General features: G+C 67.7%; 22 protein-coding genes and 1 tRNA gene. 2 read left to right on the top strand and 21 right to left on the bottom strand.

Translation table 11 applies throughout. The features are described 5' to 3' along the window. Positions 1-27: 27 nt before the first annotated feature. Entirely contained in the window at positions 28-537 is a 510-nt protein-coding gene (gene pal, locus OJI97_RS12275; RefSeq protein WP_257543670.1) for a peptidoglycan-associated lipoprotein Pal, read from the top strand. Here pal and OJI97_RS12270 read toward each other — a convergent pair. From OJI97_RS12270 to OJI97_RS12200, 15 genes are all read right to left on the bottom strand, one after another. Next, complete coding sequence (locus OJI97_RS12270; RefSeq protein ID WP_297663858.1) at positions 524-1,264, bottom strand: A24 family peptidase; 741 nt, start codon at positions 1,262-1,264, stop codon at positions 524-526. The genes pal and OJI97_RS12270 overlap by 14 nt on opposite strands. 185 nt (positions 1,265-1,449) lie before the next feature. After that, positions 1,450-2,166, bottom strand: coding sequence for a type II secretion system protein N (gene gspN, locus OJI97_RS12265; protein ID WP_297663857.1), 717 nt, complete (start codon positions 2,164-2,166; stop codon positions 1,450-1,452). Further along, complete coding sequence (gene gspM, locus OJI97_RS12260) at positions 2,163-2,642, bottom strand: type II secretion system protein GspM (RefSeq protein ID WP_297663855.1); 480 nt, start codon at positions 2,640-2,642, stop codon at positions 2,163-2,165. Before gspM ends, gspN begins: the two co-directional genes overlap by 4 nt. After that, a complete protein-coding gene (gspL, locus tag OJI97_RS12255; RefSeq protein ID WP_297663853.1) occupies positions 2,642-3,787 on the bottom strand; it encodes a type II secretion system protein GspL in 1,146 nt (381 codons plus the stop codon). The genes gspM and gspL overlap by 1 nt, the downstream gene beginning before the upstream one ends. A gap of 1 nt (position 3,788) precedes the next feature. Beyond that, positions 3,789-4,796, bottom strand: coding sequence for a type II secretion system minor pseudopilin GspK (gspK, locus tag OJI97_RS12250; protein WP_297663851.1), 1,008 nt, complete (start codon positions 4,794-4,796; stop codon positions 3,789-3,791). After that, the gene (gspJ, locus tag OJI97_RS12245) at positions 4,793-5,425 is read right to left on the bottom strand and encodes a type II secretion system minor pseudopilin GspJ (protein WP_297663930.1); all 633 of its coding nucleotides are present in this window, start codon (positions 5,423-5,425) and stop codon (positions 4,793-4,795) included. The genes gspK and gspJ overlap by 4 nt, the downstream gene beginning before the upstream one ends. A gap of 83 nt (positions 5,426-5,508) precedes the next feature. Beyond that, entirely contained in the window at positions 5,509-5,871 is a 363-nt protein-coding gene (gene gspI, locus OJI97_RS12240) for a type II secretion system minor pseudopilin GspI (RefSeq protein ID WP_297663849.1), read from the bottom strand. Continuing rightward, entirely contained in the window at positions 5,861-6,337 is a 477-nt protein-coding gene (locus tag OJI97_RS12235; RefSeq protein WP_297663847.1) for a GspH/FimT family pseudopilin, read from the bottom strand. The genes gspI and OJI97_RS12235 overlap by 11 nt, the downstream gene beginning before the upstream one ends. After that, a complete protein-coding gene (gene gspG, locus OJI97_RS12230; protein WP_297663846.1) occupies positions 6,312-6,794 on the bottom strand; it encodes a type II secretion system major pseudopilin GspG in 483 nt (160 codons plus the stop codon). The genes OJI97_RS12235 and gspG overlap by 26 nt, the downstream gene beginning before the upstream one ends. 4 nt (positions 6,795-6,798) lie before the next feature. Beyond that, positions 6,799-8,013 carry a type II secretion system inner membrane protein GspF gene (gspF, locus tag OJI97_RS12225; RefSeq protein ID WP_297663844.1) on the bottom strand — a complete coding sequence of 405 codons (1,215 nt, stop codon included), beginning with the start codon at positions 8,011-8,013 and terminating at the stop codon, positions 6,799-6,801. After that, positions 8,006-9,499, bottom strand: a complete 1,494-nt coding sequence (locus tag OJI97_RS12220; protein WP_297663842.1) for an ATPase, T2SS/T4P/T4SS family — start codon at positions 9,497-9,499, stop codon at positions 8,006-8,008. Before OJI97_RS12220 ends, gspF begins: the two co-directional genes overlap by 8 nt. After that, the gene (gspD, locus tag OJI97_RS12215) at positions 9,496-11,703 is read right to left on the bottom strand and encodes a type II secretion system secretin GspD (protein WP_297663839.1); all 2,208 of its coding nucleotides are present in this window, start codon (positions 11,701-11,703) and stop codon (positions 9,496-9,498) included. Before gspD ends, OJI97_RS12220 begins: the two co-directional genes overlap by 4 nt. A gap of 5 nt (positions 11,704-11,708) precedes the next feature. Further along, positions 11,709-12,575, bottom strand: coding sequence for a type II secretion system protein N (locus tag OJI97_RS12210; RefSeq protein WP_297663838.1), 867 nt, complete (start codon positions 12,573-12,575; stop codon positions 11,709-11,711). A gap of 257 nt (positions 12,576-12,832) precedes the next feature. Beyond that, positions 12,833-15,580: a TonB-dependent receptor gene (locus tag OJI97_RS12205; protein ID WP_297663836.1), complete on the bottom strand. Its 2,748-nt coding sequence runs from the start codon at positions 15,578-15,580 to the stop codon at positions 12,833-12,835. Positions 15,581-15,661: 81 nt separating this feature from the next. After that, positions 15,662-17,290: a hypothetical protein gene (locus OJI97_RS12200; protein WP_297663834.1), complete on the bottom strand. Its 1,629-nt coding sequence runs from the start codon at positions 17,288-17,290 to the stop codon at positions 15,662-15,664. Between the two features lie 305 nt (positions 17,291-17,595). On the opposite strand from OJI97_RS12200, the gene OJI97_RS12195 reads away from it, so the two are divergent. Beyond that, positions 17,596-17,682: transfer RNA gene (locus OJI97_RS12195), tRNA-Leu, on the top strand. A 410-nt stretch (positions 17,683-18,092) separates the two neighbouring features. Here the strand turns inward: OJI97_RS12195 and OJI97_RS12190 are convergent. From OJI97_RS12190 to trbJ, 6 genes are all read right to left on the bottom strand, one after another. Next, a complete protein-coding gene (locus OJI97_RS12190) occupies positions 18,093-18,320 on the bottom strand; it encodes a DUF2274 domain-containing protein (protein WP_297663832.1) in 228 nt (75 codons plus the stop codon). Continuing rightward, the gene (locus OJI97_RS12185; protein ID WP_297663830.1) at positions 18,313-19,551 is read right to left on the bottom strand and encodes a TrbI/VirB10 family protein; all 1,239 of its coding nucleotides are present in this window, start codon (positions 19,549-19,551) and stop codon (positions 18,313-18,315) included. The genes OJI97_RS12190 and OJI97_RS12185 overlap by 8 nt, the downstream gene beginning before the upstream one ends. Next, entirely contained in the window at positions 19,544-20,380 is an 837-nt protein-coding gene (gene trbG / locus OJI97_RS12180; RefSeq protein ID WP_297663828.1) for a P-type conjugative transfer protein TrbG, read from the bottom strand. Before trbG ends, OJI97_RS12185 begins: the two co-directional genes overlap by 8 nt. Then, positions 20,377-21,213 (bottom strand): conjugal transfer protein TrbF, encoded by an 837-nt coding sequence (gene trbF / locus OJI97_RS12175; RefSeq protein WP_297663826.1) that lies wholly within the window; start codon positions 21,211-21,213, stop codon positions 20,377-20,379. The genes trbG and trbF overlap by 4 nt, the downstream gene beginning before the upstream one ends. 4 nt (positions 21,214-21,217) lie before the next feature. After that, positions 21,218-22,528 (bottom strand): P-type conjugative transfer protein TrbL, encoded by a 1,311-nt coding sequence (gene trbL, locus OJI97_RS12170; RefSeq protein ID WP_297663825.1) that lies wholly within the window; start codon positions 22,526-22,528, stop codon positions 21,218-21,220. A 127-nt stretch (positions 22,529-22,655) separates the two neighbouring features. Continuing rightward, positions 22,656-23,408 (bottom strand): P-type conjugative transfer protein TrbJ, encoded by a 753-nt coding sequence (trbJ, locus tag OJI97_RS12165; RefSeq protein ID WP_297663824.1) that lies wholly within the window; start codon positions 23,406-23,408, stop codon positions 22,656-22,658. Positions 23,409-23,410 lie beyond the last annotated feature (2 nt).

Genomic DNA, 23,410 nt, shown 5'->3' with positions numbered 1-23,410 from the left:
AAACGCAACAACAAGAGGACAGAAGACATGACGATACGCAAAACCACCGCGATGATCGCGGCGATCACCATGCTTGCTGTGGGTGCCTGTGCGAAGAAGGCGCCGGAACAACTGCCGCCAGCGCCCGAAGGAACCGGCACCGATACAGGAACGAATACCGGCGGCGTGGTCCCCGGATCGCAGGAAGACTTTGTCGCCAATGTTTCGTCCGACCGGATTTTCTTCGGTTTCGATCAGTACAATGTCGATGCCGAGGATCAGGCGACGCTGCAGAGCCAGGCACAATGGCTCGCCCGCAACCCCGCGGTGCGCGTCACGCTGGAGGGTCATGCCGACGAACGCGGCACCCGCGACTACAACATCGCGCTCGGCGAACGCCGCGCCAATGCCGCGAAAAATTATCTCGCAACGCTGGGCGTCGATCCGAGCCGGATCGATGTCATCAGCTATGGCAAGGAACGCCCGGCGGCGCTCGGCTCGAACGAAGAAGCCTGGGCGCAGAACCGCCGCGCGGTGACCGTCGTCATCGCGCGATAAGCAGCGGCCATAGCGGCACCGCCGTCCAGGCGGCGGTGCAGGCGAAGAGACCGAAGGGGACCCGCCGCTGGACCAGCGGCTGGTCCCCTTTTCCGTGCGCGGCAAGCGCCCAGAGCAGCCCGCCGAGGCTGGCGAGCAGCAGCATCAGCGGCAGCGCCTGCCAGCCGAGCCAGCAGCCGATCGCCGCGACGAGCTTGGGGTCGCCGCCGCCCATTCCGTCATCGCCGCGCAGGCGGCGATAGGTCCAGGCGATACCGGCAAGCACCAGCCCGCCCGCTAGCGCCCCGATCCAGCGATCGAGCAGACCGGCGCCGAGCATCGGGCCGGCCAGAAGCAGCCCGACAATCGCCAGCACGGCATTGAGCCGGTCGGGCAGCCAGAAATGCCGCGCGTCGAGCAAGGCGAGCGGCAGCAGCAGCCAGCCGAACAGCGCCCAGAGCCAGCCCGCGATGCCGGGCAGAAGCGCCAGCGCGATGACGCCGATCAGCCCCGAAGCGATCTCGACCCACCAGTGAAACGGATCGATCCGCGCCCCGCACCGCGCGCACGCCCCGCGCGTCCCGAGCGCCGACAGCAACGGCACCAGCTCCCACGCGCGCAGCGGCCGGCCGCACCCGTCGCATTGCGAGCGGCCGAGCACCGATCGTCCGGCAGGCCAGCGCAGCACGAGCGTCGCAATGAAGCTGCCGAGGATCAGGCCGATGAGGCCTGCGAAAAATACGCCCATAATCATCGGCGGGCGTCGAAACAGGAAAGGATGCGATTCACCGCTTCCTTCTCCCCCGATTCCCCGAGCGAAGCCGAGAGGCTCGTTCGAGCGTAGCGAGAACCCGCACCGTCGCGGCCTCGACTTCGCTCGGCATCGCCCCTCGGCTTCGCTCGGGGAATCGGATCATAGTCCCGGCATGGGTTCTAGAACCGCCCCGCCGCCGTCAGCACATATCCGTTCGCCCCCGGCTTGAACCCCAGCACCGTCAGCGCCGCCGCCATCGCCGGGTCGCGATCGACGTTGATCGCGAACTGCGCGCGATAAGCGCCGCGCGCGTCGAACGACAAGGTCAGCCGCTCCATCCCCGATTGGCTGGCGAGCGCCGCCTGCGCGCGGCCGTTCGCGCAGGCGATCGGCCCCGACAGCCCGCGCGACAGGTCGAGCCCCGCGATCGGCGCCGTCACCATCAATTGCAGCCGCCCTGCCGCCTCGACGCATTTTCCGGCGCCGTCGAAACGCACCGACGCGCCCTCGAAACGGATCGTATCGACCGGGACGATGCCGAGCCCGCCCGATAGCGAGGTGACGCCGTTGACGTCGGACATACCGCGCGGGTCGCTGCCGTGGAGCCGCCCCGACAAGGCGCCGAGCCGCTCGTCGGCGCGCGTGAAGGCGAGTTCGGTATCGCCGCCGAGCAGCGCCAGCGGCGACAGGCTCGCGCGCACGGTGCCGAGCGGCAAGGCGCCAAGCCGCGCGTCGATCAGCGTCCCCGACCACACCGACCCGCGAACCTCGCGCGCCGCGATGCCTGCATCGCCTGCGCCCGACAGCGACAGCGCCAGCCGCATCGGAAAGGTCAGTACGATGAGCAGCAGGGCGAGCAGCGCCGCGCCGACGATCCAACGCCTGCGCTCACTCATTGTCCGGCCTTTCTAAGCTCGGCGGTCATCCCGACCGTGCCGTCGGCCGCCGGGGTGATCGTCAATTGATCGACGACGAAACCCTGCCCCTCGAGCGAAGCGAGCCAGCCGGTCAGCACCGGCGCCTTGGCGGCCGCGATGGCGATCGTTGCCTGCCCCTGCCCGCGCGCCTCGTTGCGGTCGAGCGTCAGCCCGATCTCGCCCGCCGACTGCGCGAGATATTGATCGACCGCCACCGCATCGACCGCCGCGGCGAGTGATTTCGCTGGTCGCTGCGCGAGCAATTGCACTTTCGCCGCGACGCGCCCCTCGCGCTCGATCGCGGCGCTGTGCCGGCTTTCGAGGCCGGCGAAAGCAGCCACCGCCGGCCGCCCAAGCGCCCAGCCGAGCACCAGCGCCGCCAGCACGCCCGCGACACCGACGAGCCAGCGCTCGCGCATCGACAGGCCGCCCCACCAATTTTTCACCGCATCCATCATGGCACCGCCCGGATCGTCACAGTGGCCATCTGCTGGCCGTCGGTTCCCGCCATCGGCTGCGCCGTGATGCGATAGCCGTGCGCCTGCAGCGCGAGCAGCGCCGTATTGATGTCGTCGACGCGCGGCGCGGCGAGCGTCGTCGTCAGCGTGCCGTCGGTGCGATGCGCCAGGCTCTTGAGCGTCACGCCCGGCGTGTCGCGCATCGCATCGTAGAGCGCCGACGCCGGGACCGAGAAAGCGAGCGGCCCGCCGCCCGCCGTCGCGAGGCGCCGGTCGATCTCCGCTTCGGCCGCCTCGGCGTCGGGCGCGGTAATTCCTGCCTTTTTCGCTATCTCTACCGTCGCTTCGTCGGCGCGGCTACTATCCGACATCAGCCGGATCGCATGGACGAGCGGCACCATCAGGCTGATGACGAGCAGCGCGATCAGCAGCCGCTTCGCCAGCCGCAGCAGCGCCGGATCGACCGCCCAGCTCCGCTTCGGCTTCCACGCGCCGCTGAGCAGGTCGAGCGGCGGGGCGGCAAGCGAGAGCAGCAGCGCCTCGCGCATCTGCGCCGCGTCGAGCGGCGCGATCGTCCGATCCCCGGCCATCAGCGGATCGAGTTCGGGGTCGGACAGAAAGGCGCGATCGGCGGTGCGGACGATCGTCTCGTCCCCCACCTCGGCCGCCCATAGCGTTTCCGCCTCGGGCGGCGGCACCGCTGCGGCCGCGGGCAGGATCGCGTCGGGCGACAATCCCTGCGCCGCCAGCCAGCCGGTCCACGCCGTCATCGCCGCGTGCGTCGTCACCGCGACCGGAACCACCTGCCCCGCCTCGGCGGGCTGGCCCGCGACAACGTGCAGCGCCGCCGCCTCGCCCAGACTGTCCTTCAGCGCATCGAGCCGCGCCGCCGCCGCCGCCTGTGCCGGGGCGGCATCGGGATAGTGATGCCAGCGCAGCGGCACGTCGGCGGCGGGCGCCAGCGCGATCAGCCGGTCATCGGCGGCATCATCGCGCGGGCGTTCCCACGCATCGACCCAGCCGTCGTCCTGCCCCGAATCGACAATCACGCCGTCATCGACGCGCAGCCACGCCGGGCGCGCGGCCGTCCCGTCCGCGAGCGCCGCCACCGGGGGCAGCCAGAGGATCAGGGCGCGGCTCATCTCAGTCGCTCTCGCCCCAGTCGCGGCGGACGATCAGCGGCGACGCCTGCCCGGCACCGGCCGCGCCGCCATTGGCATCGATGAGCGATCTTGCCGTCAACACTCCGTCCCCCATCGTCACCCTTGTCGTCAGCATCAGCCAGCGGCTGTTCACCCGGGCCTGTTCGGCGACGTCCTGCGGCGGCTTGCGCCCTTCGAACGCCCGCGCATCCCAGAATCTCACGCTGCTGCCATAGCCGCCGGCGGGCCGTGTCGCCAGCGCCGCGCGCGCATCGGCGGCGGTCAATTCGCCGGGCATCAGCATCGCGATCAGCGGCGCCTGTTCGGGCGCCAGCGTGTTGACGTTGAGCTTCACCGGATCGGCCTCGGGCAGCACGCATATCCAGGGTTTGAGCTGCGCATAGATTTTGGGGGTCACGCCGCGCACCGCGCGCAGCTCGCTGATGTCCGCCATCTTGCGGTTGGCGGCGAGATAATTTTCCGCCGTTCCGCGATAGACATTATCCTCGGCGCCAAGCGGTCCTTCATTGCTGTCGCTGTCGATCCAGTCGGCGGTCGCGCCCGCGATCTGCTGCGCCTGCCCGTCATCGATGCCGACGAGCCTCATCAGTGCCGCGAACTGGGCGATCGCCCCCGATCGCCGGCTGAGCCGGCCCGGAGTCACTTCGGCGACCAGGCTGTTGAGATTGAAGCAGTTGTTCGCGTCGGTCAGCCGCGCCCGCCCTTCGCCGCCTGGCAGCGGCAGGGTGAAATCGCGCCCCAGCCAGCCGCCGTCGAGCGTCAGCCGCGCCGGATCGCGCGCGACGAGGCTGGCGACGCGGCGCAGCGCGATCTCTTCGGCGGCAAAGGCGTAGGCGCGGCCCTGATCGACCGTCGCGGCGCTGCCCGCGATGCGCGTTGCCAGCATCAGCCGGTCGAGCGCGGTCGCCGCGATCACCGCCATCACCGCGACGAGCAGCAGCACCGCCAGCAGCGCCGCGCCGCGCTCCCCCTGTCCGCCGCGCATCATGGCGCAGCCGCCTGCACTACGGGCGGCGGCGGGACGGCGGGCGCGGTCAGGAACAGCATCGTCAGCGGCGCGCGGCCGGTGCGGGTCAGCCGCACCTCGACCGCGCGCGGCAGGCGATCGCCGGGGTCGCTCGTCCAGCTTTCGGACCAGTTGCCGCGCTCGTCGCGATAGCGGACGGCGACGCCTGCGACTTCATCGACCAGCCGGTCGCCATCGGAGAGCGCGGTGCCGTCGAGCATCGGCTGCGTCGCGCGCCGCCATTCGCCGCCGACCAGCGCATAGCCGACGCGCTCGATGTCGGGCCGCGTGCCATCCGATGGCGCACCGGCATGAACGAAAGCGAAGCCCGACGACGAGCCGAGAAAGGCGGGCACGGCCTCGCCCGACGGGCCGCGCGTCGAGCGCGGCACCGCCTGCGCCAGATCGTTCGCCATCACCGCGCGCACCCGGTTGAGCCCGCTCATGCCTTTCAAACGCTGCTGCACCGCGTCCTGCGTATCGACGCTGCTGCGGAGCAGGCCGACGCCCATCGCCGCGATCGCCGCGAAGATCGACAACGAGACGAGCATTTCCACGAGCGTAAAGCCGCGCGCATCACCCCTTTCATGTTCCCCCGCGAAGGCGGGGATCCAGAGAGAGAGCGCGCGCCGTCGCTCGAGGACGCTCTGGGTCCCCGCCTTCGCGGGGACACACGGTGGGGTCAGATCCTCCCTCACCGCGACGGCCTGATGATCGTCAGCGCCGCCTGCCCGCGCCCGCTTTCGGGCCGCACGATCAGGTCGATGCGCAGCAGCGCGGCGTCGGCGGTCGGCGCGACGCGCTGTTCGATGCGCCAGCTCCGCCCCGCATTGGCGACGCTGCTCGCGCTCGCCCCGATCGCCGGCGGCGCGGGGTCGGTCCACAGCTCGACCGCGCGGTTCTGCGCGACGATGCCCGCCATCGTGCTTTCGTCGAGATCGCCCGCGGTGCGCACGGCATAAGCGTCGAGCCGCACCAGCGTCAGCGCCGCGATGCTGATGATGCTGAGCGCGACGAGCATTTCCAGCAGGGTGAAGCCGCGCGCGTCATTCGCCACGGCTGACCTCCCCCATAGCGGAGATACGCACGACTTCGCGCGCGTCGCCGCCGCTGAGCACGACCGCCTGCGGCGTCGGGCTGGTGCCGATGCGGTCGAAGCGGACGCGCGCCGCCGCCTGTCCGTCGCCCGCGGTGAAGCGGATGCCGTTCGGCCAGTTCCGCTGTGCGAAGGCGCGACCCGGAAGCGGCTGCCACGCGCCGTCGATCCGCCGCTCGAAGCCATAGCCCGAGGGCGCGAAATTCACCGATATGCTGCGTCCCTCGATCACCGCGACATCGCGCGCGGCGGCGAGGCGCGCGGCCAGCCGGTCGGCTTCGCTCCGCACCGTCCGCTCCTCGCCGGGAAGCGTCAGCACGACCGCAGTTGCGGCGAGGCCGAGAATCGCGAGTACGACCATCAGTTCGACGAGCGTGAAGCCGCGCTCACCGGGGTGCGGCTCAACCTTCTCCGTGGATGTCGGCATTGTCGTCGGTTCCGCCCGGCGCGCCATCGGCGCCCATCGACCAGACGTCGAACGCCTTTCCGTTCGCGGCGGGCGCCTGATAATTATAGGGCCGGCCCCAGGGGTCGCTCGGCAGCTTCTTGATATAGCCGCCGCGGCGATAGCGCTCGGGCTGCGCGAGCGCGGGCGGCGCGGTGACGAGCGCGTTCAGCCCGTCGGTGGTCGCAGGATAGGCCAGATTGTCGAGCCGATATTGTTCGAGCGCGCTTTCGAGCGTCGCGATGTCGGCCTTCGCCTTGGTCACCATCGCCTTGTTCTGGCTCGGCAGCACGTTGATCATCACGACCGTCGCAAGCAGCCCGATGATGAAGATCACGACCATCAGCTCGGTCAGGGTGAAGCCGCGCTCGTCCTTCCTGCGGCGAATGGGCCGCGACGAGTCGAGCATCAGGCGAAGGAAAAGCTGCATCAGCGACATGATATTATAACCCCGCAAGGTTCTGCAACTGGAGGATCGGCAGCAGGATGGAGAGGATGATGAGTGCGACGCACGACCCCATAACGACAATTATGACAGGTTCGAGTAAGGCCATCGACGCGGCGGTGAAGCGATCGAACTCGCGCTCCAGATAGTCGGCGGCGCGTTCGAGCATCTGCTCCAACCGCCCCGCGCTTTCGCCGCTCGCGGTCATGTAGACGAGCAAGGGCGGGAAGACCCCGGCATCGCGCAGCGCCGCCGACAGGCTGCCGCCCGCGCGCACCTGATCGACGATGCCCGCGGTCGCGCTCGCCAGCGCCGCGTTGCGGATCGTCGGCACGGTCAGCCGCAGCCCCTCGACCAGCGGCAGGCGGCTCGACACCATCGTCGACAGCGTGCGGGCGAAACGCGCGGCATAAAGGTCGCGGAGCAGCCGGCCGATCAGCGGCAGGCGCAAGAGGCGCGCATCGACCGCCGCCTTGAACGCGGGGCGCCGCAGCGCGCGAACCCAGCCGAAAACGGCACCGGCGATCAGCAGCAGCGCGAGCCACCACCAGTTCGCCGCAAAGCTGGAAATCGCGATCACCGCGCGGGTCAGGAACGGCAATTGCTGCCCGACATCGTCGAACTGCTCGACGACGCGGGGGACGACGAAGATCATCAGCGCCGCGACGACCCCGACCGCGACGAAGGCCAGCACGACGGGATAAGCGAGCGCGGCGATCAGCTTGCCGCGCACCTCGGCCTGGCGTTCGAGCAGGTCGGCGAGGCGCGCGAGAATCGTGGTGAGGCTCCCCGTCGTCTCGCCCGCCGCCACCATCGCGCGATAGAGCGGCGGAAAACTGGCGGGCTGGCGCGCCATCGCGTCGGCGAGGCGGCGGCCTTCGAGCAGCCCCGCATGAACGTCGCCGATCACCGCACGCGCGCTTTCGGCCTCGCTCTGCCGCGTCAGCGTGCGCAGCGCCTCTTCGAGCGGCGCGACCTCGACGAGCGTCGCGAGCTGGCGCGTGAAGAGCGCGAGTTCCTTGTGGCCGAGCTTGTCCTTGCGGAAAGCGAGCAGCGAGCGGCCCGCGGGCTTCGCCCCCGCCTCCTCGACCGCGACGATATGGAATTTGCGCGCGATCAGGCCGGCGCGCGCCGCATCGTCGTTCGCAGCGGTCAGCCGCCCCTTGCGTTCGCGGCCCTGGGGATCGATCGCCACATAGCGATAATCAGGCATCGACGTCCTCGCGCCGCGCGATGCGGATCGCCTCCTCGGGCGTCGTCAGCCCCTTCGCGACCATCGCGCGCGCCGCACTGGCGAGCGTCGGCGCCTTCAGGAAGGCGTGCTTCGCGATCATCGCCTCGTCGCCGCCGGCGTAGATGTAGCGGCGCACCGTCTCGTCGACGCGGATCGCCTCGAACACCCCGACGCGGCCCTTGAAGCCGGTGCCGCCGCACTCGCCGCACCCCTTCGGTTTCCAGATCACCGTGCCGATGTCGAGACCCAGCACCGCGGCGATGCCGTTGTCGGCCTGCACCGGTTCGCGGCAATGGTCGCAAAGCTTGCGCACAAGCCGCTGCGCGAGCACCGCGCGCAGCGTCGAGGCAAGCAGGAACGGCTCGACCTTCAGATCCTTGAGGCGCGTGATCGCGCCGACCGCATCGTTGGTGTGGACGGTCGAGAGGACAAGGTGCCCGGTCAGCGACGCCTGCACCGCGATGTCGGCGGTTTCGCGGTCGCGGATTTCACCGACCATCACGACGTCCGGGTCCTGGCGCAGGATCGCGCGCAGCCCGGCCGCGAAATCGAGCCCGACCTTGGCATTGACCTGCGTCTGGCCGACGCCGTCGACGGCATATTCGACCGGGTCCTCGACGGTCAGGATATTGCGCTGGCCGTCGTTGAGCTGTTTCAGTGCGGCATAGAGCGTCGTCGTCTTGCCCGATCCGGTCGGACCGGTGACGAGGATGATGCCGTTGGGTTCGGCCAGCGCCTCGCGCAATATCCGGTCGGCCTCGCCCGAGAGGCCGAGGACGTCGAAGTCGATCCCCGCCGTGTCCTTGTCGAGGATACGCATCACGACGCGCTCGCCCGCGCGGCTCGGCAGCGTCGAGACGCGAACGTCGACCGCCTTGCCCGCCAGCGTCAGCGCGATGCGCCCGTCCTGCGGCACGCGGCGCTCGGCGATGTCGAGGCGCGCCATCACCTTGATACGGCTGACGACGACAGGGGCGACGTGCGGCGGCATCCGCAGATGCTCGCGCAGCACGCCATCGGTGCGCATCCGCACGACGAGCCCGCTCTCATAGGGCTCGACATGGATGTCGCTGACGCCCTGCCGCACCGCTTCGGCGATGATCGCGTTGATCAGGCGGATCGCCGGGGCGTCGTCGGCGCTGTCGAGCAGATCCTCGGCGCTCGGGATGCCGAGTTCGAGGTCGCTGCCGCCCACCGTTCCCGCCATCGCCGCCGCCGAGGCATCGACGGCATAATGGTCGGAGAGCAGCCGGTCGAAGTCGGCCGGGCTCGCGGTCGCGACGCGGATCGGCTGCGCAAGATAGCGCTTCACCTCGATCAGCACCGCCGGATCGCTGCCCTCGCGCAAGGTCGCGAGCCAGTGCTCGCCCTCGTCCTCGGCGATGACGACGCCGTGCGCGCGCGCGAAAGCATAGGGAATATCGACCGGCGCCGCTGGCGGCGCAGCCGGTTCGGCGTCGGTCACGGATTGTCTCCGGCCGGAGGCGCGGGCGCCTGCGAAATCGAAGGCGGAACCTCGGCCGGCGCGACGGTACCGCCCTGCCCGCGCAGCGCGGGCAGATCGACCGGACCGACGGTCACGTCGTCGGCGGTCGGCGGCGACGGCGGGGTCGTCCCCATATAGTCGCGCACCAGCGTGTCGATCGCGGGTTCCTCATTCGGGTTCCGCTGGAGCTGGAAGTCGCGGATATAGCCGTAGCGGCGCGCGGTGAGCGCGGCATTATCCTCGCGGCTGCGCAGGATCGTCGGGCGGATGAAGACCATCAGGTTCGTCTTCGACCGGCTGCGGCTGCGCGACTTGAAGAGTTCGCCGATCAGCGGAATGTCGCTGAGCAACGGAATGCGCTCGATCGTCCGGCGCTCGTCGTCGTTGAGCAGACCGCCGATCGCGAGGATCTCGCCGTCGTCGACGGTCAGCACCGTCTCGAACGACCGCTTGTTGAGGATGAGATCGCTGTTGCGCGACGACACCGGCCCGGCGACGCTCGACACTTCCTGGCGCAGGAACAATTTGACCTCGCCCGCGCCGTTGACCTGCGGCGTGACCTCCAGCTTGATGCCGACCTCCTCGCGCTGGACGGTGCGGAAGGCGTTGTCGAAATTCTTGCTCAGCGCCTCGCCCGTCGTGATCGGCACCTCCTGCCCGACGAGGAATTTCGCGGCCTGATTGTCGAGCGTCACGATATGCGGGGTCGCGAGCAGGTTCGACGTCGTGTCGGATTTCACCGCGTTGATGATCGCGCCGAACACGGTGTTCTTGCCGATGTCGCCCGCAAAGCCCGCGAAGCCGCCGGTGGCCGACAGCAGCGACGCCGCCGCCGCTTCCTGCAGGCTGCTGCCGAGCGCACTCGACGTCTGAGTGACGACGGTGGTGCCGTCGACCGTGGTCTTGTCCTCGGTCAGCTTGGTCGCGGCATAGGCACCGCCGAGGGTGAAGATGTTCGGCTGCGCATTGCTGTAATTGGTCGCAACGAAGGGGATGTTCTTGCCGCCGAGCAGGAACTGGACGCCGAGCCGTTTCGCCGCATCGTCGCCGATCTCGACGACGATCGCCTCGACCAGCACCTGTTCGCGGCGGCTGTCGAGCTGGCGGATCAGCTCGCCGAGCATCCGCTGCACTTCGCTGTTCGCGGCGACGATGATCGCGTTCGCGCCTTCGTAGCGGGTGACGATCGCCGGGCCGCGCGTCGCGATGCTGCCGCCCGAGCCGCTGACCGACGTCGGCGTCGGCGTCGCGGGCGCGGCGCTCGGAGCCGGCGTGCTGCCGCCCGCCGTCGTCGAGGAGGAGGATGTCGCCGGCGGCAAGCCCGCCTTCTGCGCCGGATCGCTGCCGCCGCCGACAAGCTGTTGCAGCGTCGGCAGCAGGGTTTCGGCATTGGCATGTTCGAGCCAATAGACGCGAAGTTCGGTGCCCCCCGCCGCCTTCGCATCGAGGTCGTTCGCCATCGAGACGAAGCGCGCGACCAGCGTCTGGTCGCCGCGCAGCGCGATGGCGTTGCTGCTGTCGATCGGAACGATCGCGAGCGGCGCCTTTGCCCCCTCGCCCGCCGCCGGGACGAGCGCGGTGAGCGCGGCGGCGATTTCGCGCGCGCCGGCATTCTTCAGCGTGACGATCTGGCTGGTCGAGCTGTCGCGGTCGATGCTCGATGCCAGCGCGCGGATACGGCGGATATTGTCGGCGAAATCGGCGACAACCAGACTGTTGGCATTGCGGTTCGCGGTCAACGATCCCTGCGGGCTGACCAGCGGGCGCAGCGTCTCGACCGCCGCGACCGCGTCGATATGCTTGAGGCGGATGATCTCGGTCACGAACTGGTTCTGCGCCGCGCGGTCGCTGCCGATCCGCCCCGGCTGCGCCGCCGCGCCGTCGATCGGCTGGATGCGATAGGCGCCGTTCGGCCCCGGCACCGCGACCAGCCCGTTCGAGCGCAGCGTCGACAGGAAAATCTCGAAATATTCGCTGCGCGACAGCGGCCGGTCGGTGACGACCGACACCTTGCCGTTGACGCGCCCGTCGATGACGAAGGTGCGCCCGGTGATCCGCGCCGCATCCTGAATGAAGGCGCGGATGTCGGCGTCGCGGACATTCAGCGTATATTGCGCGAGCGCCGGGCCCGGCGTGGCGGACACGAGCGCGGCGGCGAGCATCAGGGACAGTTTGAGACGCATGGGACCTATTTCGACAAAAGGATGGCGACGGGAACGACACTGGCACCGCGCTCGACCTCGAGCGAAAGGCGCACGCCGGGCGCGAACTGATTCGCAAGAGCGGCGGCATCGCCCGCCGAGGCGATCGGGCGGCCGTTCACCGAGCGGATGACGTCGCCGGGCCGGAGCCCCGCGGTGCGAAAGACGGTGCCGTCGCCCTGCGGCTGGACGACGAGGCCGGTGATCCGACCATTTTCGGTCCGCGGCGCAAAGCCGACCCCGGCCTTGAGCGCCTCGGGCGTCATCGCGCCTTCCGCCGCCGCCGGGGCGCTGCCGACCTCGGGCGTCGGCGCGGGCAGCGTGGGATTGGCGACCGGCGCCTCGCCGCTCTGATCGAGGAACAGGCTTTCGCGCGTGCCGCCGCGGTCGAGCAGCACATGGTCGAAGGCGACGCCGGCGAGCTTCACCCCCGGCGCGATCTCGTCGCCGACGGCATAGCTGGTCTGCACCCCGTCCTCGCCCGCGATAATCGCCGACCCGCCGCCGGTCGCCTCGTTGAGATTGACCCCAAACAGCGTCAGGCCGAGCGCGGTGACGGTCGCATTCGCCGGCCCCTGCTGCGCGGTGCGAAAGAAGGGGTCGATGCTGGAAAAGAGCGCACGCCGCTCCGCCGGGGACGCGATCACCGCCGTTTGCGGCTGCCACGCGCCGAGCGGCGACAGCGGCACCGCCAGCGCCCAGAGCAGGCGAATGCATTGCCCGATCAGCAAGACACCGAGCAGCCCGACGAGCAGCAGCGGCAGGACGTCGCGCGGCGCGCGTTTGCCGATGCGCAGCCACGACGGCAGCGCGCGCGGCAGCCGAACGGCCGATCCGGTCATCAGCTCTGCCATGGCGTCGTCCCTGTCCCCCAACTGAAAGGCTGCATCGCGAATCGCCTAGGCGCGATCGATGACAATCAGTTGACGGGAAGATTACAGTTTTTTGTCAGAGGGGCGAGTCCGCCGACGCGCCCCAATTCAAGCCCCTCCTCTTTAGAGGAGGGGTAGCGAGACTTGCGAGCTTGCTCGCTAGTCGCAGCGGGGTGGTGCTCAGCACCGGCGTCCACCACCCCAACCCCTCCTCTAAAGAGGAGGGGCTTGCGGGCGGCTCAGAACTTCACCGACCCGCCGAGCGAGAAGGTCGCGCCGGGCTTGTAGAGATTATAATAAATCCGGTTGCCGCCCGATTCCTGCATTTCCTTATATTTGGTGCCGAGCAGGTTGCGCGCCTCGAACTTCAGCTCAAGCTCCTTGCCGAACATCCGGATGCCCTGCCGCGCGACGAAGTCGAGCTGAACCCCCGGCCGCTCGAAGATGTCGGGCTGGCCCGACGGCCCGCGCCGCGTGACGCGGTCGGAGGCATAGGAGACGAGGATCGTCTGCTGCGACAGGCGTTCGGTATCCTCCAGGCCGAACTCGACGTTGACCAGATGGTCCGACTGGCCGGTCAGCGGCGCGCCGTCGCGGAAGAACTGGCTCGCCAGCGTCGCGCCGGTGAAGGGATAGGCCTGCACCGGGTCGTCGGCTCCGACCTTCAGCTTCGACTGCGACCAGGTGTAATTGCCGATGAACACGGCGCGGCGGTTGGCCCAGAAGCCGTCGCCCCAGCCGCTCAGGTCGACATATTTCTTGAACTCGAACTCGACGCCATAGAGCGTCGCCTCGGGCGCGTTGGCGAAGCGGGTCGTCACGCTGTTGCCGTCGAAGCTGGCATAGGTTTCGATCGGATTCTTGATCTTCTTCCAGAAGCCGCCGATCGACACGCGCTGTTCGGGCGCGAAATACCATTCGAAACGGCCCTCGGCATTATAAAGCTGGCTGTCGACGAGCAGCGGATTGCCCTGGAAATTGCGGTTGGTGTCGGGGTCGTAATAGGTCTGGAACACCAGTTCGCGGAACTGCGGCCGCGCGATCGTCTTCGACGCACTGAGGCGGATCTGCATCTGCGGCTGAATCTCATATGTCAGCGTCGCCGCGGGGAGCAGATAGTCGCGGCTGAGGTTGGTCGGCGGCGGCAGCGTCGGGCTGACCGTATAGACCTGAACCGGCGACACGCGCTGGGTCGCACTCTCATAGCGGGCGCCGATATTGACGTTGAGCTGGTCGAGCAGGTCCGCCTGAATCTGGAAATAGGCCGCATGATTGCGCAACGTCGCGCGGAAGGTCGGGTTCGACCCGGTGCTGTCGACCAGGCTGATCCCCGTCGGGCTGGGGTTCGCCGGGCAATCGGGGTCGGTCGGCGGATTGAGCGGCGGGAAGCAGATCATCGTCTGCGACAGCAGCAGGTCGGGCCGCAGCAGCGCGACCGCGATCGGGATATTATTGTTGCCCTGGAACAGGAAGTCGCGGCGCTCGGTGACGCGGTTCGTGTCGCTATAGGCATAGCCGTAGACCGCCTTGACGCGCGGCGCGATCTCCCACGTCAGGTCGATCCCCGCCGAATAAAGATCCTCGTTGAGGTCGGAAAAGGCGATCGACGCGCTGCCCGGCCGCTGCCCCGTGTTCAGCGTGTTGGTGAAGAACTGGCCATAGGGGTCGGTCGGGCTGTTTGAGCGGCTGTAGAGGAAGCTCAGCTCGAACGGCGCCTCGCGCTGCGAATTGGCATAGCCCGCGCGGACGTCGATGCCGAGGTCGTCGAACGGCTGAAACTCGCCGACGAACTGGGTGTCGATGAGCTGGCGCGCATACCAGGCGGTGTCCTGATACTGAAAGCTGACCCCGGGGTTCGCGTCGGCGGTGTCGGGGCGGTCCTCGGCGCCGAGACGCGCCTGCTTGATCGTGTCGCGGATATAGAGGCTGGTCCAGCGAACCTTGTTCTCACCGAACTCGGCGCTGAGCCCGAGCAGCGCGTTCGCGACGACGCGGTTGTCGGTGATGACGCGGTGGATGTCCGTGTTGAGCGACGACAGGTCGAGCGCGTTCGCGGTCTGCTGCGTCACCGCGCGGCTGCGCCATTTGCTGGTATAGCCCGCGGTCGCGATCAGGCCGATCTCGGTGCCGCCGAGGTCCCACGCCTTGCCGCCGGTGATATTCGCACCCCAGTTGACGGGCATGTCGTCGTTGCGCTGGACGATGCCGTTGCGCGCGGTGACGAACTGGCCGGCGATCGCCTGCTGGTTGACGCCGGGGTCGTTGATGCGCAGCCCCGAGGCGCGCCACGCGGCATAGGCGGGCGGCAGCTTGCGGCCGCCGTCGCCGAAGCCGGTCCAGTCGCTGCCGGTGCCGTAATAGGTGTAACCGAGCCGGCCGGTGGTTTCCGAATTGCCGCCGATGCTCGCGCCGATCTCGAGGAAGGGTTCGCGCGGAACCGCCTTGGTCGTCAGGTTGATCACGCCGCCGCCGAACTCGCCGGGGAAATTCGCCGAATAGCTTTTCTGCACCAGCGACGAGGCGATGATGCTGGAGGGGAAGATATCGAGCGGGACGACGCGCTTCAGCGGCTCGGGGCTCGGCAGCGGCGAGCCGTTGAGGAGCGCTAGCGAATAGCGGTCGCCGAGCCCGCGGACATAGACGAAGCCGTTGCCGACAACGCTGAGGCCGGTGACGCGGCCGAGCGCGCCGGCGATATTGCCCTCGCCCGTCCGCGCGATGTCGGCGGCGCCGAGGACCGAGACCACCTGCGGCGCGCTGCGTTCGATATTGGCGGTGCGGCGGCCGGTGACGACGATATCGGCGCCGGGGATCGAAATGTCGGTCTCGTCATCCGCCGGAGCGGCCGCATCGGCGGGCGCCGGGTCGGCAGCGGCGGCCGGCGCGGGGGTCTCCGCCGCGGGCTCTGCTTGCGCCATCGCCGCGGCGGGCGCGACGAGCGCGGTGGACATCAACAACAGGCGGACGAGCCGGAGCGGCTTGGACATGACGATATCCCCAGAAGACGGGCAGAAATATGCGTGAGAGGGAGCGGCGCCAACCGCTCCCTCCCCTTCGAAGCAAAAGCCTCAGGTGGTCGGCAGCGAGGTGCAGAGACCCGTGTTGCCGGTGCCGAAGTCGGCGGTAGTGCTGTTGCAGGTCCAGCCCTGATACCAGGTATCGCTGGCATCCTTGACCGCGCCGATATAGCTCGTCTTGTCGAAGAAGCCGGCGCGGGTCAGTTCGATGCCGTTGAACATCTGTCCGTTCAGCGTCGAAACGTCGAACGCCGCCACCTTGGTCTCGTTCGCCCCGTTGATGAACAGGCTGGCGAAGGTCGGCGTATAGGCGTCGTCATTGCCGTTCGAGCCGGTGCCGAAGATCGACGCCACCGCGCCCGCGGTGATGCCGCTGTCGATATATTTGGGCGACGCGCACTGCATCAGCACCGAACGGAAAATCGGCGCGCCATATTCGTCGATCGCGGCATTCTGCGTCCCCGATGCGGTCTGCGTCCGGCTGATGTTGATGCAGGGGTTGGTCGGGCTGACCAGCACCGAGTTGTAGATGCCGTAATCGGTGCCGCCGCGCAGCAGGATCGACGCCTTGTCCGACGAGGCGTTCTGCGAATTCTGGAAGAAGACGAAGTTCGCGACGCGCGTGTTCTGGCGCGGATTGTTGCCGTCGAGCGCATTGTCGGTATCGGCCTCGATCATCGCGTCGCCGACGTTCGGGCGCTGCACGACGATGCCGTACTGGAAATTCGCCTTGGTGCCGACGTCGGTGTCGAGATTGTCGTCCTCGGCGCCGACGGAGATGAAATGCTTCACATGCGCGTGGCCGCCGAACACTTCGACCGCGTCGTCGGAGCTGTTGTACGACATGATATGGTCGATCTGCGTCGCCGATCCGACGCCCTGCAACGTCAGCGACTGAAGCTCGCTGTTCGACGAGAGGACATAGCCCGAGAAGCGGATCTGGACATAGCTCATCCGGCCGCTGTTGTCGTTGCTGGTGGCGCCGCCATAGAGCGCCGGATCGACCGCACCCTCGGTCTTGCGTTCGCAGGCGATGCTGCCCGGCGTCGCGGCCGGGACGTCGCAGTCGGTGACCGGGGCGCGGCCGCTGAGCACCACGCCGCCCCACTGGCCCGACGAGTTTTCGGTGTTGAGGCCCTGGATATTGTCGCGGCTGGTGAAGATGATCGGCTGGGCCGCGGTGCCGACGGCCTGAATCTTGTTGCCGCGATTGACGTTGACCCACGACGGACCCGATTTGCCGAACAGGATGACGCCGGGCTGGATCGTCAGCGTCACGTCCGCTTCGTCGGTCGACTCCTCGGTCGGCCCCTGATCGTAGCCGACGTCGACGCGGCCATCGATCTGATAAACGAGGCCGGCGATCTTCGGCAGCGTGATGCTGCTCTTGATGCGCGCGGGCAGCGTGCAGACGCGGAAGGTGCCGATCGCCGGATTGTTGATCGTGCCGATGTCGGTCAGACCCTGCGGGTCGGCGATCGTCGGGCAGCCCGCGGCCGGAGTGACGGTCGGCGTCGGAGTCGGCGTGGGGGTGGGGGTCGGCGTCGGGGTAGGCGTGGGGTTGATGATGATCGTGCCCCCCTCGCCCGGCGACGCCACATCGTCGGCGCCGCAGGCGGCAAGGGTGGAACAGGCCACGCTGGTCAGCATGATCAGACGAACGCGTGCGAAAGCCGCCATGAAATTCTCCGTTCCCGGTGTGCGCACGAGGGGCGCTGTGAAAAACCACCGGCGAACAAAGGAGGAGATGAGCCGCCCCGCCCCCGGTGACGCCGCCACTAGGGTGATTCGATGACGGTCTGACGCCAGAGCCGTGACAGTCCGATGACGCTTCGGAGTCGGTTCGGTGACATCCGCACAAGCGCGCAGGCTCGCGCTTTGCCATGCGGCGAAATAAAAGCGGCGAAGCTCGCTTGCATCGCCCCAAAGTCTTTGCTAGGCGCCCGCTCCTACCTGGTGCCGGCCCGTCCGGACCATCATGATGTGCGGTCGTGGCGGAACTGGTAGACGCGCAACGTTGAGGTCGTTGTGGCCGAAAGGCCGTGGAAGTTCGAGTCTTCTCGACCGCACCAATTTTCATTGAAATATAAGGGTTTTTTAGGGGGTTTGGCACAATTTGGCACACGGAGAAATCTGTGAGCCGTTTAAATTGCGCGATGAGCGACACCCTCAGGCCGACCATTTTTCATCACCGGATAGTTCGCGGCCGCCCCCCACGCCCTGGCGGCTGATCGCTATTTGTCATTGCCCATTCGCGCGCGACGGCAGGAAGCCACCGCGGTCGTCCGAGCGTTGCGACACGAGGCGGCAGCCGATCGGGACACTGCGAAACCATCCGGCAGATCGTGCTTTCGGTGTAGCCCAGGAACTTCGCTAGCTCCCGGGGCGTCCAGAGATTGTCATCGTCCATTCGGTGTATGTCCTCTTCTGCCGTGACCTCGGATGCTTGAGGCGGATTTCGACATGGCTGCGCTGCGATGTGTCATCGAGCCGCATCCGCGCGCTTTTTCGCTTTGGCGAATGCCCGGTCTCCAGCGAGGAAGGTCTCGAGAATGGCCGGAATCAGGTCGGCAACCGATTCGTCTTGCCCATAGCTGGCTGCATATAAGAGGGCATATTCGTCCAGTGTTCGCTTGAGATCCGGCAAGACGGCAATCGTGATCTTCACCGGAGTCCGATCGGGCAACTTCGGCAATTTGAGATCAGCCATGCGCGCCGCCCCAAACCCGCCCGACGACAATATCCTTATGAACGACGATGCGGAGCGGCCAACCGGGACGAACACGCAGCGTCGGTTGGATATTGAGATTGCGGGTGACAAGCTGATCCCCTGCCCTCGCGCCGCTTTGCTGTGTGGACTCCCGGATCGCACGAACAAGGTCGCTTTCGCTCTCGCCCCATCCGAGTTCCGTCCCGGCCCCGAGCAGGGTGGAGAGCGCGACGCCCTTTAGGAGCTGCCATGTATGCCGGTCGATCTTGTCGGACAGGCCCGCATAACCCTGCGTATCGGTCGCCGGAACATTGTCGATGCCGATCGACGAGCCGTCGGGAAGAATGATCCGCTGCCATACCACCAGCGCGCGGCTCTGACCGAAGGCGACGACGCTATCGTAGCTGCCAATTAACCGCGAGCCCTGCGGGATAAGTAGGGACCGCCCGGTCGCGCTGTCATAGACATTTTCGGTGACCTGTGCCGTCAACAGCCCCGGCAAATCGGAATTCAGCCCGGTGATGAGGCTCGCCGCGATGACGCTCCCGGCCTGCAAGGTCCAGGGCGAGATAGGCGGCGTCAGCGCGTGCGGGTTCACGTCACCGTCATCATTAGCGCGACCTATTATCGCGTTCTTGCGCAGCTGTCCGTTCGGGTCAGACGCTTCTGCGGCCTTTGCAGGCATCGGCAACTCGGGTGCCGTCGCTGCTGCGACAGTTGCGGGACGGACGGAAGCCGCACTGCCGGCGACTTGCAACATCACGCCGGATTCGCGCGCCGCGCGCTGTTCGGCCGCGATGCGCTGGCGCTCGGCCTCTGCCTCCTGGGCTGCCCGCCGTGCCGCCTCGTCGCCGTCGTCCTCCGACGCCATGTCCAGCCCGCGCTGATGATTAAGAATGGGTCGCCCTAGATCACCGGGAAGCGGCGGCCCGAGCGGCCGCACATCGCCATAGCTGGTCGGCGCGCCCGCGAGGGCATCGGGCGGCGCCTTCGCACCCACCGCCTTGCCATCTGCCGGGAGGACTATGCCAATGCTCGCGGGCTTCAATGCCAGCCAGGCGACGCCAACGATCGCGGTCGATCCGACGGCGGCAATGGTGATGATCGCGCCGCGCCGAAAACGGGTCACACGCCCCGGCGCCGCGCGCAGGACGAGCGTTTCGGGGTCGGCCTTGGGCGGCGCTGCCTTGGGCTGTGCGTCCTTGGCGGGCGGTTGGACGGGTTCAGTCACGGCCGCGCCTCCGCTTGGGCTGCACCGTCTCTATCCGCACGATCTTCTGCTTCTTGCCGCCGAGGCGCAGTTCGGCGGCGCCGAACAGGCGGTCGACGACATAATAGCGCCCGGCCATGCGATAATTGACGAGCTGGGCTTCGCCATCGTCGCCGATGACGAACAGCGGCGGCGCTTCGCCGACGGCGATCGACGGCGGAAACTCGATGAAGGTCTGCCGCCCGTCGTCGAATGCGCGAAGCGGTCGCCATGCCGGCTTGTCGCCCGATATCGCATAATTGAAGTTCAGCCGTTCGACCGCGAGGCCCGATGCGACCGGCGCCGCGGCGGTGGCCGCGTCCTGCCGCCGACGCAGCCCGATCATTTCGTCCTGCGGATAGGTCCAGGACAGCGCCGCCATCGCGCCGGTCGATCGGCTTTCCAGCTCGACGTGGTAGACGCGCCGGGAGGTGGTGATGACGAGATTGGTGCGAAGCCCGGCAGAGAAGGGCTTCACGAAGATATGCTTGCGCTGGTCGGCACCGCTGCCGCTGGTCGTATCGCCGACGGTCCAGCGCACCGTGTCGCCGGCGGCCACCGAGGTGATCGTCTCGCCTGGCTGCAAGGCGATGTCGGTGATGCGCTCGGGCGCGGCATAGAGTCTATAGAGCGCGCCTTCGGCATAGGGATAGACCTGCACGGCGCGGACAAAGCCGGCGCTCGACGGTTCGCGCAGCGCGGCCTTGTTCGCGGCGACGACCTTCGCGGTAGGCTGAGCGGTGACGGGTTTCGCCGCGGCGGGAACTGCGAGCGTGAGAAGGCTCGCCGACAGAATGACGGCACGGATCATGGTTCGCTCCTTTCGGGGATTTGCGACGGGTCGGGATCCAGCTGCGGGCCGAGCGGGAGGCCGGACGGCTCTGCCGACGGCGCCTCTGGGGATAGCGGCGCGACCAGCTCCTCCGGCGTCGGAAAGGGTTCGAGCTGCTTCAGGACATCGGAGTCGAGTTCGCGGCTCCAGTCGATCGCATCGACATAGAGGCCGAGCGGGTTCTTGCGCAGCACGTCGGATGAGCGCGGCGGCTGCACTTTGATCGTCACCATCGCGGTCCAGCGCGAGGTGCCGGCGAAGCTACCGCGCTCATAGGCCTGCTCGGTCCATTTGACCTGAAAGCTGGTGTCCGACGCCCGAACGACGCTCGTGACCTGCACCGACACGGTGCGGCGACCGACCTCGGCGAACGGATTGTCGGACCGGGCATATTCGCCGAGGAACAGTGATGCTCGCTCGGTTGCGAAGTCATAGGCCGACAGCCAGTTCTCGCGCATCAACACCGGATCGAGCGAGCGCGATCGAACGTTGGCGATAAACTTGCCAAGGTGCCAAGCGATCTGCGGATCGGTCGCTTGATATTCGGTGGCGGCGGGCGCAACCGCGCGCGCCTCGCCGAGTTGGTCGACCTCGACGACATAGGGAACGACGCGGCTTTGCATCGACTGCCAGATCAGCGCCGCCGACAGGCCCGTGGTGAGCAGCAGGCCGCCGAAGGCCATCAGCCGCCAGTTCTTCGCCTGCACGCGGGCACCGCCGATACGCTCGTCCCATAGCTGGCCCGCGCGTTGATAGGGGGTCTCGGGTTCGGGCGTCTGCCCGTATCGCTGGATGGCACGACGGAATTTCATGATATTAGTCCCTTTCCTTGATGTCGGGTGTGATGCCTGCGCCGCCGCGGTCACCAGCCTGGATCGCGTGAATCGCCATCTGACGCCGGTGACGACTGGCCTGGGTGGAATGGAGCTTCTGCGCCCATGCGGGCGGTGTTGTGCCGCCAGCGCCCGCCGTCGCTTCGCCGCTTCCTGCTGACGCCGTTCCGCTGGTTCCCGCAGCCCAGGCGGCTTGCTGACCGCGTGTCGCGGCAGCGCGAAGGCCGAAGGCGCCCTGCATCCTGTTGGCCGCGGCGCCTTTGGCGGCGTTCGCCATGCCGCCGATACCGGCGCCGACGGTGTTGGAACCCGAGGTTTCCTGCCCGAGCTTGTAGGCGGTGGATGCTGCCGAGCCCATTGATGTGCCGGCCCGAACAGCGCCGAGACCGGCGCCGCCCAACCCACGCGCGGCGGCGACGGCGGCACCGCCGCCCATCGCAAGGCCGCCCGCGGCGAGCGCCGTGGTCGCGACCGCGGATCCCGCGCCAAGCTGCGGTGCGCCCGCGACGAGGCCGGAGGCGATGCCGGGGCCGAAGATCGCGAGCCCGAACAGTGCGAGGCTGGCGAGCATCAGCGACACCGCCTGTTCGATCGACACCTCGTCGCCGGTGATCGCGCTGGTGAAGTCGGTGAAATAATTGGAACCAATGCCAACAATGACTGCCAATACCATGACCTTGATGCCAGAACTGACGACATTGCCGAGCACGCGTTCGGCGAGGAACGATGTCCGGTTCCACAAGGCGAAGGGAACCAGCACGAAACCGGCAAGGCTCGTCAGCTTGAACTCCAATATCGTGATGAAGAGCTGGATCGCGAGAATGAAGAAAGCGGCGATGACGATGACCCAGGCGATCATCAGCACCGCGATCTGGACAAAATTGTCGAAGAAATCGATCGGCCCGACCAGCTCGGCCGCCTGTACGAGAAGAGGCCAGGCCGCGTCGAACCCGGTTCCCGCGAGTCGCCCGGGCATCAGCAGATCCTGCGCGCCGATCGTGCTGCCGCCGGCGGTCAGTCCCAGCCCGGCGAAGCTGCGAAAGATGATGTCGGTGAGAAGCGGAAAACTGTTCAAGATCAGCGCAAAGGCGCCGACATAGAGAATCTTCTTCAAGAACTTGCCGATGACATCATCCTCGCCGCCGAGCGCCCAGAACAGGCCGGCGAGTGTGATGTCGATGCCGATCAGGACCGTGGTCAGGAACCCAACGTCACCGCCGAGCAGCCCGAAGCCGCTGTCGATGTAGGTGATGAACGCCTGCATGAACTGGTCGATGACGTTGAGATCCTGCACGCGCAGACTCCTTCGCGGAAAGGGAATGGGTGTCGCGGGAGCCGCTTTGGCCTGGAGAGGAGAAGCCATGCGGCCCCCACGACGGGACGGCGCTCGCCGGGGAGCTGGGGCGCAGCGCCGCCCAAGCTCACTGGCGCGGCGTGTAGGCCTTGCCGTCGCCGAGGAATCGGTTCGTTCGGGCGCGCGCCTCGCGTGCGCTCTGTCCGCGCGCCGCGGCTTCGAGCGATTCCTTTCGGAACTGCGCCGCCATCAGGGTCTGAAGCTGGAACTGCTGCTTGGTCGCTAGCGCGAGAAGCTGATTGGTGGCTTGTTGCGCCTGCAAACTGCCTTCGGCGCCCTGGCTCTTGGCAACAATCGCCGCGAGCGCCTGCGTGTCGTCGCGGACATTCTCGACGATGCCGCTCTGCACCGCCATTGTCTGCCGGAAAGACGCCATTTCATTATCGAGCCGCTGCTTGGCGACCGCAAGCCGCTGGTCGCGCTTCATCACCGACGCGAAGCTGTCGGGGAACTGTCGGCGAAATTGCTCGCCCAGATGATCGACGCGGAAGTCGATGCCCTGCGCTTGCCCCATCAGCTTGTCGATCTCGCCGAGCGTCCGGCGAAGCTCGTCGAGCTGCGGAAAGTCGATACGCGCGAGATTCTTGCCCTGGTTGATGAGCATCTGCGCTTCGTTTTGAAGCGACTGGATCTGCTGGTTGACCTGTTGGAGCGTCCGAGCGGCCGTGAGCAGGTTCTGCCGGTAGTTGGTCGGGTCGAACACGCTGATCTGCGCGGAGGCCGGCACACTCGTCATGCCGACGCCGGCGATGGCGGCGCCGACCGCGCTTAGGCCGAGCGCCGACGCGATCAGATATTTGCGGAGGGGAAAGCGGGGCATGA

This window comes from Sphingopyxis sp. (assembly GCF_025869345.1).
Classification (GTDB): domain Bacteria; phylum Pseudomonadota; class Alphaproteobacteria; order Sphingomonadales; family Sphingomonadaceae; genus Sphingopyxis.
Note: the sequence above shows the minus strand (reverse complement) of the source record. Positions and strands in the feature narration are given on the sequence as shown.